This window comes from Flavobacterium sp. (genome assembly GCF_039916025.1).
GTDB lineage: Bacteria > Bacteroidota > Bacteroidia > Flavobacteriales > Flavobacteriaceae > Flavobacterium.
On sequence record NZ_JBDSMB010000131.1, the window covers coordinates 1 to 11,406 of the forward strand.

The window sequence follows — 11,406 nt, forward strand, 5'->3', positions numbered from 1 at the left end:
CATTTCTTCCCATTCCAACTTTGTTCCACATAATCAAACCAAGTCTTTTGTGGAAATGGTCAACCGTTTTAGAACCGTTGTTGTTCAGGAATTTATTGATTGTTTCTTTTACGCTGTTTTCTGCTTCTGCGAATTCAGGTAAATCAGTTGAAATTTTTCCGGTTCTGATTTCGTCTGCTAAATAGTTTGAAACCGTGTATGGCAATACAAAATAACCATCAGCCAATCCCTGCATCAAAGCCGAAGCTCCAAGTCTGTTTGCTCCGTGGTCAGAAAAATTAGCTTCTCCGGCAACGAAACAACCTGGAATTGTTGACTGCAAATTATAATCAACCCAAACGCCACCCATAGTATAGTGAACCGCAGGATAGATTTTCATTGGAGTTTCGTATGGATTCTCATCGGTGATCTTTTCATACATCGCGAAAAGGTTACCATATTTTTCTTCCAGCCATTGTTTTCCTAATTTGGTAACTTCATCAGCTGTTGGATTATGATTCCCTTTTGCGTAAGCTGTTTGCTTTCCTTTGCTTTGAATTTCGGTAGAGAAATCTAAATAAACGCCTTCATTGGTGTCATTCGCTTCAATTCCAAATCCTTCGTCGCAACGTTCTTTTGCAGCTCTTGATGCTACATCACGTGGCACTAAGTTTCCAAAAGCAGGATATCTTCTTTCTAAGAAATAATCTCTGTTATCTTCCGTAATTTGTGTTGGTTTTAATTGACCTGCCCGAATTGCTTCTGCATCTTCTTTCTTTTTTGGTACCCAAATTCTACCTGAGTTACGCAATGATTCCGACATCAAAGTAAGTTTTGATTGGTTGACTCCGTGAACCGGAATACACGTTGGGTGAATCTGAACAAAACAAGGATTTGCGAACAACGCGCCTTTTTTGTGGATTTTCCAACCAGCTGTAACATTGCTTCCCATCGCATTTGTAGAAAGGAAATAAACATTTCCATATCCACCGGTAGCAATGACAACAGCGTGAGCCGAATGTCTTTCCAATTCTCCTGTAATCAAATTACGTGCAATTATTCCGCGTGCTTTTCCGTCAACTTTAACTAAGTCAAGCATTTCGTGACGGTTGAATTGTTGTACTCTTCCTAATCCGATTTGTCTTGATAAAGCCGAATAAGCTCCAAGCAGCAATTGTTGTCCTGTTTGTCCCGCGGCATAAAATGTACGTTGTAATTGGGTTCCACCAAAGGAACGGTTATCCAACATTCCGCCATAATCACGGGCAAAAGGAACACCCTGAGCCACACATTGGTCAATGATATTGGCAGATACTTCAGCTAAACGGTGAACGTTCGCCTCACGTGCTCTGTAATCGCCTCCTTTTATCGTATCGTAAAATAATCTGTAAGTACTGTCACCATCATTTTGGTAATTCTTTGCTGCATTGATTCCACCTTGAGCAGCGATTGAATGTGCTCTTCTTGGTGAATCCTGGAAACAGAATGCTTTAACATTATATCCCATTTCTCCCAATGAAGCTGCAGCAGAAGCTCCGGCCAAACCGGTTCCAACCACAATTACATCAATTTTCGGTCGGTTATTAGGCGCAACTAATTTTAAATGATCTTTATAATCGGTCCATTTGTCCGAGATTGGACCTTCTGGTATTTTTGAATCTAGTTTCATCTATGACTTGAAATTAATGATTAAAATAATGAAACAATGCAATAAAAATGAATCCGAATGGGACTACTATTGCAAATGCATATCCTAGTTTATGAAGTGCTCTCGAAAATTTATTATTAAATCCAACCGATTGCATTGAAGAGTTGAAACCGTGCCATAAGTGTAAAAATAACAACACAAAAGCCAGGCAATACAAACCTGTTCGAACCGGACTTTCGAATTTATGAACCAATTCACCATAGTATCTCGTTGGATCTTGTGGATTTGCTTCAACATATTTATAAGCTATTTCCGGAAACCAGAAATCGTAAAAGTGCAATCCAAGGAAAGCTAATACAACCAAACCTGAAATAATCATATTTCTCGATGCCCACGAAGAGTTTGCCGAACCGTTATTTTTGGCATAACTGATTGGTCTCGCAGCATTGTTCCTATACTCTAACACCATTCCCATTACAAAGTGAAACACAACACCAAAAGCTAAAATTGGCTGCATCACGTATTGAATTAATGGATTATAACCCATGAAATCAGAACATTCATTGAATACTTCTTCACTAAATACTGAGGTTAAATTGATGGAAACGTGTAGTGCTAAAAATGAAATTAAGAAAAGCCCGGAAAGTGCCATAGCAACTTTTTTTGCAATGGACGAGCCCAAAACGGAAGATTTTGCCATAAGATTGTGTAATTTATTTAAAAAAATCACACAAAAATACGGCTATTTGCTATTAACTACAACCTTTTCGTTATAATTTATAATGAATTTAAAGTGAACCTGAAAGTCGTTGATTACTTCACGTAAGTGGGAACCAAACCACGCAATCCCATGTCAACAACATTCTCGTTGGCAGAAGGCTCATATTTCCCATCAGCATTTACTTCATGCCATTCAAAACTGTTGTTGTTAGAAAGTGTCAATGTAATTACTACATCATTAGTTTCGGTACCGTCAATCACTAAATTGCTGGCAAATCTTCCCGTAACAACACATGAACCGGCAGGTATTGGCGATGTTGTCGAAATTGGGTTTGGCACTGTTGTCGAGCCTGGTGGTGCTTGCCCTGAACTAGAATATGGATAATCATTCAAAGCAAATGCCCAGTATCCCTGTGCTCTGTTTGCGTTTACAGGAAAAGTCGTATTGTCTACATCAAAAGAAGTTATATAGTTGTTGAAGCCAACAAAACTGGCTAAAGTTCCGGCATAATCATTTCCATTTGCTGCGCGTACATTGATTTGATAATTTTGATATGACAACGAAACACGCATCCATTCATAACTTCCGGCAGCAACCTGACTCAAAGGAATTTTCAGAAAGGTTTCGCCCTGAGTAACAATTCTTGATTGATCAAAATCTATCGCATTGCTACCGCCAAGAGTGGTTTCCGGAGCGTGATATAGAATTTGTCCTTGCCCAAGTTGTGTATTAGCATTTGGTGCCAATTCTAAATAATGTGAAGAAATCAAATTAAAAACCGGCGTTTGCGCAGCATTTCCGGCAGCAACCGTTGTAGGTTGTCCTAAATTGTTGAGTCTTGCCTGGTTCGGATCGAATTGAAATTTGACAATCAACATAGGCTCACTGCCTGAATCGCTACTGCAGGAATACAAAGTAGCCATAGTAATTAACAGCAGCAAAACGATATATGGTTTTTTCATCTTATTCAATTTGGTTGATTTATTTCGTGTCGAATTTAATCGATTTCTATTACAGATAACGGCAAAAAACTATTTTTATTACATTTGAGTACAAAATCCAATCAGAATGTTTTCCCAATTTATTAAAACTGCCACTGCCAAAGATTCTGAAAAAAACCAGGAAGAAATTATCAGGTCTTTTCAGAAACTGAATCTAAAAAAGAATGAGTTTTTTGTTAAAGAAGGTGAAGTCTGCAATTATTTTTGCTTTGTTGAAAGCGGAATTTTGCAGCATGCTATTGATATTCTTGATGAAGAAAAAACCACTTATTTAGCACTGCGAAATTCATTCACTTCTTCTTTATATAGCTTTCTAAACAAAACACCATCACGTAAAAGCATTAAAGCCATTGTAGATTGTGAATTGTGGATTGTAGATTTAAAAACCTTTAAAAATCTGATTGAAAACAATATGGCATTTCATAAGTTTTATTACGATTTAATCGAAAAACAAATTTGCCTTATTGATGATTATCGCATTGATTTATTGACACTAACTCCTGAAGAACGTTATAAAAAACTACTTCTCACCGAACCTAAATTATTGCAGGAAGTGCCTTTGCATTATCTAGCTTCATTTCTCGGAATTTCAACGCGGCATATGAGTCGAATTAGAAAAAACATCAACTAATGAATAACATCTATTTTACTTCCATAAACTGGGATAACGTTCCCAAAACAGAGCATGTTGGCGAAACAGGAACGGCTTTTTGGCAAACGCTTCAATTTGACGGAATCAGAATGCGTATAGTAGAATATTCTAAAAATTATCTGGCGGATCATTGGTGTAGTAAAGGTCATATTGTTCATTGTTTAGAAGGCGAATTTGAAAGTGAATTGCAAAGCGGTGAAATTTTTAAATTATCAAAAGGCATGACGTATATCGTTTCCGACGAACTGAGTTCACATCGCTCATTTTCTTCGAATGGTGTTAAACTTTTAATCATTGATGGCAACTTTTTAGCTAAAAAATAAAATAACGCCATTTGGCTAGCATTTGATTTACTGGTTTGCTTAGCTTTGTACTATTGCTTTTTGGCTAATCACTAATTACTATTTACTAATCACATAAAAAATGAAATACCACCAAATAGACCGAGATTTGTTCATTAAAAACAGAGCAAAATTCACGGCACAAATGAAACCCAACAGCGTTGCTGTTTTTAATTCCAATGATATTTATCCAGTTTCGGCTGACAGCTCATTGCCGTTTGAGCAACACAGAGATATATTTTATTTATCGGGCGTTGACCAGGAAGAAAGCGTATTGCTGCTTTTCCCTGATGCACCTTATGAGCATTTGAAAGAAATATTATTCCTTAAGGAAACCAACGAACACATTGCAATTTGGGAAGGTGAAAAACTAACCAAAGACCGAGCTTTTGAAGTTTCCGGAATCAAATCGGTGATTTGGCTTCAGGATTTCCATAAGACGTTGAAAGAAGTTATGGCTTACGCCGAAACGATGTATATCAACACCAACGAGCATTATCGTGCCGCGATTGAAACCGAAACCCGTGAAGCGCGTTTTGTAAAATGGTGGAAAGAAAACTATCCTGCGCACAAAGTAGAAAAATCAAATCCAATTTTGCAACGTATCCGTTCTATAAAAGAAAGTGAAGAACTTGATTTGATTCAAACTGCCTGTGATATTACCGAAAAAGGATACCGCAGAGTGTTGCAGTTTGTAAAACCAAATGTGGCTGAATATGAAATCGAAGCTGAATTTGCGCATGAATTCCTGAGAAATCGCTCCAAAGGTTTTGCGTATACGCCAATCATTGCTTCGGGAAACAACGCCAATGTGTTGCATTATATCGAAAACAACCAGCAATGTAAAGCGGGCGATTTGATTTTGCTTGATGTTGGTGCCGAATACGCTAATTATTCCAGTGATATGACGCGAATGGTTCCGGTTTCAGGAAAGTTTACCGACAGACAAAAGCAGGTTTATAATGCGGTTTTGCGTGTTAAAAACGAAGCTACAAAAATGCTGACTGTTGGTAATTTCTGGAAACAATATCATGTGGAAGTTGGTAAAGTAATGACTTCCGAACTGCTTGGTTTGGGATTGATTGACAAAGCTGATGTACAAAACGAAAACCCGGATTGGCCGGCGTATAAAAAATATTTCATGCATGGAACATCACATCATATGGGATTAGACACACACGATTATGGATTGCTGCACGAACCAATGAAAGCCAATATGGTTTTCACGGTTGAACCTGGAATTTATATTCCGGCGGAAGGTTTTGGAATCCGTATTGAAGACGATGTCGTGATTCAAGAAAAAGGCGAACCTTTCAACCTGATGCGCAATATTCCAATTGAAGTGGAGGAAATTGAATCGATAATGAATTCTTAGTTAGAAAAAAGAACAAAGAGAAAAGAATAAAGACGGCTCACTTTTGTGGGTCGTTTTTTTATCAACAAATATTCGTGTATTCGTGGCTAAACCTTATTTTTGACTCCATGAAACAACTCATCTTCAAAAACACAAAAGTCTCTTATACCGACGAAGGTAAAGGAACTGCTGTTGTTTTATTGCACGGTTTTTTGGAAAACAAAACCATGTGGGATAAGTACATTTCCATACTTACTAAAAATCATCGTGTCATTACTATCGATTTATTAGGTCATGGCGAAACAGATTGTCTTGGTTATGTTCACGTAATGGAAGACCAGGCTGATATGGTTTTTGCTGTTTTGATTTCACTCCGAATCAGAAAGATAGTTTTGGTTGGTCATTCACTCGGCGGTTATGTGGCTTTGGCTTTCGCCGAAATTTATCCCGATTATATAAAAGGCTTGTTTCTTTTAAACTCGACAGCGCGCGCTGACAGTCAAGAACGAAAAACCAATCGCGACCGAGCCATTAAAGCGGTAAAACAAAACTACACCAACTTTGTGCGGATGTCGATTGCGAATTTATTTAGCGAAGACAACCGTGAACGATTAGCCAAAGAAATTGAGAAAGTAAAAATCCAGGCTTTAAAAACTCCGCTTCAGGGAATTGTGGCTTCACTCGAAGGCATGAAAATCAGAAAAGACCGTGAAGTGCTGCTGCATTTTGCGCCTTATCCTATTCAGTTGGTTTTGGGAAAAAAAGATGGTGTTTTGATTTACGAAGAAAACGTGGACCAAATTGAAGGAACCAAAGTGGAACTGACGACTTTCCCCGACGGGCATATGTCACACATTGAAAACGAAACAGAACTGAAGAAAGTTTTGGTCGATTTTTTAAAGAAGATTAAATAATTTTTAACCACAAAAGAAACAAAAGAAAACAAAAGGTTACTCTTCTAAATCCTTGAAATATTCATTGGCTAATGTTTGTTGCCCTTCATTATATAGGTTAACAGAATTGAAATTAAACAAAATTCCTTTTGGAGCTTGAAGTAACTTCATATAAGTTAGTAGTTGTGCTTGATGTATTGGAGCAAGAGCCTCAACTGATTTTAATTCTAAAACAATACAATTTTCAACAAAAAAATAACATCTCAGATTAGTATCAACCTCTAATCCTTTAAAATTAATTGGAACAAGTAATTCTGATTGATATGAAATGCCTCTAAAATCCAATTCTCTTTTAAGACATTTGTGATAAATACTTTCCAATAATCCTGGCCCTAAAAATTTATGAACTTCAATTGCAGCGCCATTTATTTGATAGGTCAAATCTTTTAAATATGATTTTGTCAATTCCATGTTTCTTTTCTATTTTTACTTTTGTTTCTTTTGTGGTTAAATTTTCTCCTCAAAAGGAATATCAACATTCAAAATTTCCTGTAGTAAAATCACAATTTGTTCCAAATAGCTTTCCATGATTTCGGCTGAAATAAACTGTGGAATGTCTTTTTCGGGTCTGAATTTGAATGGTGAAAATCCAGTTTTTAAATTTTTAAAAGAGATAATTCCCGCTTCCATATCCCGATTATTTGCTTGTTCTTCATACATAAAAGCATACGCCAAAACCTGAATTATTTTGTCGTTTTTAATGTCTTCAGTTAAGCCATTCCAGTCTTTTAGAATAACATTGTTTTTGTCAACTTTCCCAGTTTTATAATCAACGATTCTAATCTTTCCGTTGCGAAGTTCGATTCGGTCTACGTTTCCTTTTATCAAAACTGGAAAAGGCAAACGAGCATTTGTTAAAACTCTTTCATAAGTAGTTTCCAAAGAGATGATCTGAATTTCATCGCCTTCTTTTTCTATTGACTCTAATTCTGTTTTCAGAAAGTTCAGCACATTTCGCTTGGCGACTTCAAAGGCCAACAGGTTTCTTCCTTTTTTGATTTCACCTTCTTTATAGACATTTTTGAATTGATTTAAAACCTCATCGTCTATTTTAGAAATACAATTTTTGATATCTTCAATAGTCAAAAGCCGTCCAATAGTTGGTTTGTATAATTCTTCCAAAGTGCCGTGAATAATGGTTCCCAAAGTATTCACTGCAATGTTTTCCTCAACCTCATCGGTTTCAGAAATACGCAAAACACGTTGAAAATAAAACTGAATCGGATTGCGGATATAAGTTGTCAATGACGATGGCGAAAATCCCTTATCTGCGATTTCGCGTAAGCGAACCATGACGCTTTCTGTTTTTGGAACAACAATCGGTTGATGCGCAATATTAGGTACATCCGGATTATAATATTGAAATGTCAGGTTGTGATTGGGTTGCTTTTCGATTTCCAACTGCGTGATGAAACGACTTTTTTCGCCAGCATCAAAACCCTGGCTATCGGAATTATAAATTAAATAAATGTTTGTCGCTCGTTGCAACAAATGATAGAAATGATAAGTATAAATGGCGTCTTTCTCTTTGTAGGTTGGCAAACCATACTGCAGTTTTACATCATACGGAATAAACGAATTTGTCGTTTTTCCTGCCGGAAATTTACCTTCATTTACCGACGTGATGATTACCGTTTCAAAGTCCAAAACGCGGCTTTCTAAAACACCCATAACCTGCAAACCGCTCAAAGGCTCGCCTTCAAAAGAAACTTCGGCAACATCAATTACCTGCTTGTAAATAGCCTGTAATGTTTTAAGGTCGTTTATCGAATCATGTTCCGAGAAATAAGAAATCATTTTGTTGATGACTTTAAAAATCGAATACACAAAAGCATTTGTAATCTTTTCTTCTTCGTTTTCGTAACTCAGATTGCCTTTGATTTTCAGCAGAATTTGAGAAATGTTTTCTAAAACAGTTACAGAACCTGAATCCCATTTTTGGAACAATAGTGAAAACAACTCATCGCTTTTGGCGTAAAGCTCTTCGAGTTTTTTATGTGTAATAAAAGAATAGTTGTTTTTATTGATTATCGAAACCAATTCGTTGGCATTTACATAAGGTTCGATAAGCGGATGTGTCAAAACATCGAGCACATCTTTGTAATACATCACATAAGCTGACGGATTTCTCGTTATCGCATTGGTGTGAAGTTTAAACAATTTGGCAATCAGTAATTGCGCTGGATTGTTCTTGCTTGAAAAGCCCATAGTGATATTCAGCGCATCAACATTTGCCGGAAGTGAATACAACATTGGCAGCAACAAGCTTTCTTCTCCCAGCACTAGCGCCACATTCTGAAGATTTCCTTTCTCGGCTTGTTTTTCGATGATACTGCCCGCTATTTTAGCTTGTCCAATGGATTTTGAAGTGGCAATGACATGAATGTTCTTTTCGGCTTTAAAATCGTTTGAAATCCATTCGTATGGATGTGTTTTATAATAAATCCATTCCGACTTAAACTTTCGCTGAAATAATCCGGCGTCATGAAAAGAATCGTTAAGCAAAGTTTCGTCAATATCCCAATAGATTTTGGCAACGTCAAGCGCTAAAAGATGCTGTATGATTTTTTCTTCGGCTTGGTTTAGTGCATTGAAACCCGCAAAAACAAATTGTTTATCGTTATTATTTTCAGAGAAATGATCTAGATTTTTTTCGGCTTCGCGATAAATTAATCCTTGATAACCAATGCCTTTATTCAATAAATGCTGATACAATGAATGGTAATAGCCCGGCAGTTTTTTCCAAAAAAGCAAATGCTTTTCTATCAAATCTGTTCTTTTATCTACGTCAACTGACCAATGTTCGATTTCCTTGATGTCTTCAAGATATTTTAAAATCTTATTTGGGTCTAAAAGATAGCGGTCTATTTCATTAAAATCCTGAAGTAAGGTTTTTGCCCAATTGGCAAAGTTTTCAAAGGAATCCTGTTTGTCTTTTTCGGTTAGAGAAAGATAAACTTCATAAAACTCAAATAACAATTCGACACTATCAACCGAACGAATTCCTGCAATATCCTGAATAAAATCTTCGATGCTGATTATTTCAGGTGCAAAGACATTATTGGAAACCAATTTTTTTAATTCATCAAGCAAAAAGACTTTGGCTCTTTTGTTGGGAAGGATAATGGTCAACTCCGATAAGGTATCGGTTCCGAAGCTTTGGGATTTTAAAATTTCCTGAGCAAGCTGATAAAGAAACGTTGGTTTTGACATTCTATAAAAATAAAAAAACGCCCCGATAAATCGAGGCGTTTCTTAAATTATTTAGAGAAAATTATTTTACTAATTTTACTTCTGTTCTTCTGTTGTTAGCTTTACCAGCTTTCGTTTTATTAGTATCGATTGGTTTAGATTCACCGAAACCAATTGAAGATAATCTGTCTGCAGCAATACCACTTTCAATCAAGTAGCTTTTAACTGCACCAGCTCTGTCTTCAGACAATTTTTGGTTGTAAGCATCTGTACCATCACTATCTGTGTGACCTTCAATAGAGAAGTTAGAATTTGGATACTCTTTCAAGATAGCAACCATAGCTTGTAATACTGGGTAAGTTTGTTGTTTAAATGAAGCTTTACCGCTATCAAACAAGATAGTTTTAGCATAGTCATTTAATCTTTTGATAACTTCTTCACTAACTTCTGGACAACCATTGTTAGCAACAGTACCAGCTACATCTGGACATTTGTCATCTTTGTCTAAAACTTTATCTCCATCTCTGTCTGGCCAAGGACAACCTGCGTTTTCTTTTGGACCAGCAACATCTGGACATTTGTCTGATTTGTCAGTAACTCCGTCACCATCAGAATCAGGACAACCATTTAAAGATTTTAAACCAGCTACATCTGGACAAGCATCATCTTTATCAGCTATTCCATCACCGTCAGTATCAGGACATCCGTTAAACTCAGCTGGACCAGCAACATCTGGACAAGCATCACTAGCGTCTGTAATTCCATCACCGTCTGTATCAGGACATCCGTTGAATTGTTTTAAACCAGCAACCAATGGACAAGCATCATCTTTATCATAGATTCCATCACCGTCTGTATCTTTTCCTCCAAATTTGAAAGTAACACCAGCAAAGTGTTGCATATGCGATGGCATATCCTCGCGTAAATCTTCGAAAGATTGTTTGTATGTAGAACGCCAAGATAAACCTATCATTTCAGTAAACCAATAAGTTAAACCTAAACCTGCGTTTAATGTACCAGCATGCATTTCATCACCAATCCAAGTATAACCTCCACCAATATGGATTGAAGGATCAATTGTTTTAGATTTAACTAAGCTCATTAAGCTATAGTTGATTACTGCATCTGCTGCATAATAACTCAAATCTCCAGGATTAACTACTGTGTATGGACCTTCACCAACTCGTGGCACTACATATCTAGTTATCTTGTTAATAGATCCGGTAACTCCAAAAGAGAAATTACTTCCTACGTATTTAGATACGTTTAAATAAGATACAGATGGAAGAATGTTCCAGTTATCTTTAGCATTAAAGAACTGAGAAAATTGGTCTTCCAATTTAGAAGCAGCACTTACTCTAGTATCTACTGCGTTAACCCCAAACGAGATCGCCCAAGGATTGTTACTGTCTTGAGCTTGTGAGCTGAGACCAGCTAACATTACCAAAGCAACGAATAATTTGTTAAGATGTTTCATACTTAAAATTGATTAGATTATAATAATTATAATGAACAAAAGTAACACGTATAATTCTAATTAAAAAATAAAAGTGTTAAAAAGTGTG

Annotated in this window: 10 protein-coding genes; 4 read left to right on the forward strand and 6 right to left on the reverse strand. The window is 36.6% G+C overall.

Annotated features, from left to right (window positions below; genetic code table 11):
• The 3 genes from ABIQ27_RS09445 to ABIQ27_RS09455 form a co-directional block, all read right to left on the reverse strand.
• Window positions 1-1,648: fumarate reductase/succinate dehydrogenase flavoprotein subunit (locus ABIQ27_RS09445; protein ID WP_348033634.1), on the reverse strand; the 1,648-nt coding region annotated here is incomplete at its 3' end.
• Between the two features lie 13 nt (window positions 1,649-1,661).
• Window positions 1,662-2,327 (reverse strand): succinate dehydrogenase cytochrome b subunit, encoded by a 666-nt coding sequence (locus ABIQ27_RS09450; protein WP_348033635.1) that lies wholly within the window; start codon window positions 2,325-2,327, stop codon window positions 1,662-1,664.
• Between the two features lie 113 nt (window positions 2,328-2,440).
• Window positions 2,441-3,310 carry a hypothetical protein gene (locus tag ABIQ27_RS09455; RefSeq protein WP_348033636.1) on the reverse strand — a complete coding sequence of 290 codons (870 nt, stop codon included), beginning with the start codon at window positions 3,308-3,310 and terminating at the stop codon, window positions 2,441-2,443.
• Window positions 3,311-3,416: 106 nt separating this feature from the next.
• On the opposite strand from ABIQ27_RS09455, the gene ABIQ27_RS09460 reads away from it, so the two are divergent.
• From ABIQ27_RS09460 to ABIQ27_RS09475, 4 genes are all read left to right on the forward strand, one after another.
• On the forward strand, window positions 3,417-3,980 hold the full coding sequence (locus ABIQ27_RS09460) for a Crp/Fnr family transcriptional regulator (RefSeq protein ID WP_348033637.1): 564 nt from the start codon (window positions 3,417-3,419) through the stop codon (window positions 3,978-3,980).
• A complete protein-coding gene (locus ABIQ27_RS09465) occupies window positions 3,980-4,324 on the forward strand; it encodes a DHCW motif cupin fold protein (RefSeq protein ID WP_348033638.1) in 345 nt (114 codons plus the stop codon). Before ABIQ27_RS09460 ends, ABIQ27_RS09465 begins: the two co-directional genes overlap by 1 nt.
• A 100-nt stretch (window positions 4,325-4,424) precedes the next feature.
• Window positions 4,425-5,717 carry an aminopeptidase P family protein gene (locus tag ABIQ27_RS09470; protein WP_348033639.1) on the forward strand — a complete coding sequence of 431 codons (1,293 nt, stop codon included), beginning with the start codon at window positions 4,425-4,427 and terminating at the stop codon, window positions 5,715-5,717.
• Window positions 5,718-5,824: 107 nt separating this feature from the next.
• Window positions 5,825-6,610 (forward strand): alpha/beta fold hydrolase, encoded by a 786-nt coding sequence (locus tag ABIQ27_RS09475; protein WP_348033640.1) that lies wholly within the window; start codon window positions 5,825-5,827, stop codon window positions 6,608-6,610.
• A gap of 36 nt (window positions 6,611-6,646) precedes the next feature.
• Here the strand turns inward: ABIQ27_RS09475 and ABIQ27_RS09480 are convergent, their stop codons facing one another.
• From ABIQ27_RS09480 to ABIQ27_RS09490, 3 genes are all read right to left on the reverse strand, one after another.
• Window positions 6,647-7,060, reverse strand: a complete 414-nt coding sequence (locus ABIQ27_RS09480) for a GxxExxY protein (protein WP_348033641.1) — start codon at window positions 7,058-7,060, stop codon at window positions 6,647-6,649.
• Window positions 7,061-7,096: 36 nt separating this feature from the next.
• The gene (locus ABIQ27_RS09485; RefSeq protein ID WP_348033642.1) at window positions 7,097-9,862 is read right to left on the reverse strand and encodes a PD-(D/E)XK nuclease family protein; all 2,766 of its coding nucleotides are present in this window, start codon (window positions 9,860-9,862) and stop codon (window positions 7,097-7,099) included.
• Window positions 9,863-9,923: 61 nt separating this feature from the next.
• Window positions 9,924-11,318, reverse strand: coding sequence for an OmpA family protein (locus ABIQ27_RS09490; RefSeq protein WP_348033643.1), 1,395 nt, complete (start codon window positions 11,316-11,318; stop codon window positions 9,924-9,926).
• Window positions 11,319-11,406: the final 88 nt, after the last annotated feature.

Coding starts and splice junctions, on each gene's coding strand:
- ABIQ27_RS09465 (WP_348033638.1), top strand. CDS start 3,980: ATGAATAACATCTATTTTACTTCCATAAACTGGGATAACGTTCCCAAA.
- ABIQ27_RS09475 (WP_348033640.1), top strand. CDS start 5,825: ATGAAACAACTCATCTTCAAAAACACAAAAGTCTCTTATACCGACGAA.
- ABIQ27_RS09485 (WP_348033642.1), bottom strand. CDS start 9,862: ATGTCAAAACCAACGTTTCTTTATCAGCTTGCTCAGGAAATTTTAAAA.
- ABIQ27_RS09460 (WP_348033637.1), top strand. CDS start 3,417: ATGTTTTCCCAATTTATTAAAACTGCCACTGCCAAAGATTCTGAAAAA.
- ABIQ27_RS09470 (WP_348033639.1), top strand. CDS start 4,425: ATGAAATACCACCAAATAGACCGAGATTTGTTCATTAAAAACAGAGCA.
- ABIQ27_RS09455 (WP_348033636.1), bottom strand. CDS start 3,310: ATGAAAAAACCATATATCGTTTTGCTGCTGTTAATTACTATGGCTACT.
- ABIQ27_RS09480 (WP_348033641.1), bottom strand. CDS start 7,060: ATGGAATTGACAAAATCATATTTAAAAGATTTGACCTATCAAATAAAT.
- ABIQ27_RS09450 (WP_348033635.1), bottom strand. CDS start 2,327: ATGGCAAAATCTTCCGTTTTGGGCTCGTCCATTGCAAAAAAAGTTGCT.
- ABIQ27_RS09490 (WP_348033643.1), bottom strand. CDS start 11,318: ATGAAACATCTTAACAAATTATTCGTTGCTTTGGTAATGTTAGCTGGT.